General features: G+C 65.4%; 1 protein-coding gene. It reads right to left on the bottom strand.

The window, feature by feature from the left end:
- Positions 1 to 266 precede the first annotated feature (266 nt).
- On the bottom strand, positions 267 to 1244 hold a 978-nt coding region (locus ABIB78_RS38680), incomplete at its 5' end, for an IS110 family transposase (RefSeq protein WP_429034289.1).

The following is a 1244-nucleotide window of genomic DNA, read 5'->3' on the forward strand; positions in this document are numbered from 1 at the left end:
GGGACCCATATGTGGACGGCCCCCGTGGCACAAGAGCTTTTTGAGTAGATCGGATCGCTTGCATCCATATGTCCGGCCTGTTGATGCGACGGTTATTGATCGCTGGCCAAGATGGGTTGCGCGACACGAGCTCCAAACAACCCCGCGACCTGTTGGCGGCCAATGGGTCCCACGGACTGTCTCGCATCGTTGATCGACCGATTGCTCCATCTGCTCTTGCAGCTTCCGGGTCGGCCGGTGGACGAACCCTCCGGCCGGCCAATCTGTTAGGTGGCAGCCGGCATGGCATTGAGCCGCGCGGCATCGTAACTCTCGCCGGTCGCCATCAGCTTCCAGGCGATGCGGGCCACCTTGTTGGCGAGCGCCACGGCGGCCAGCTTTGGCGGCTTGCGCTTAAGCAGCGCCACCAGCCAGCGCGACGGATTGCCTCGACCTCGCCGAGCCTGCTGGATGACCGAGGTCGCCCCCGCCACGAACAAGCGGCGCAGGTCCTCGTCCCCGGCCCGCGTGATCTTGCCGAGCCTGGTCTTGCCGGCGGTGGAATGATCCTTCGGCGTGAGCCCCAGCCAAGCCGCAAAATGCCGGCCGGAGCGGAATGCATGCGGATCGGGCGTCTTCATCACCAGTCGTGTTGCAGTGATCGGGCCAATGGAAGGGATCTGCGCCAGGCGCTGGCTGGTGGCATCGGCCCGGTGCCAGGCCATCAGCCTGGCCTCGAGCTGCTTGAGCTCGGCTTGCAGCACGGCGTGTTGACGGCCCTGGACCGCGAACACTTCGCGCGCCATCGCAGGCAGGCTCTCGTCCTGTGCGATCCGCGCCAGCAGCGGCTCGATCTTGTCCAATCCCTTGGGCGCGATCAGGCCAAGCTCGGCCGCGTAGCCCCGGATCGCATTGCTCAGCTGGGTGCGTCGGGCGATCAATCCGTCGCGCAGCCCCGCCAGCATCAGCGCCGCCTGCTGCTCAGCTGTCTTGACCGGCACAAAGCGCATGCTCGGCCGACCCATCGCTTCACACAGCCCTTCCGCATCCCGCCCGTCGTTCTTGTTCCGCATCACGTAGGGCTTCACCAGTTGCGGCGCCATCAGCTTCACCTCATGGCCGAGCTTGCCAAGCTCTCGAGCCCAATACTGCGAAGCCCCGCAGGCCTCCATCCCGATCACCGTCGGCGGCAGTTTGGCGAAGAACTCCAGCACCTGCTTGCGCGAAAGCTTCTTGCGCAGCACCGGCCGCTCCTCGGCATCTAC

It is taken from the genome of Bradyrhizobium sp. I1.14.4, from assembly GCF_050435825.1.
Classification (GTDB): domain Bacteria; phylum Pseudomonadota; class Alphaproteobacteria; order Rhizobiales; family Xanthobacteraceae; genus Bradyrhizobium.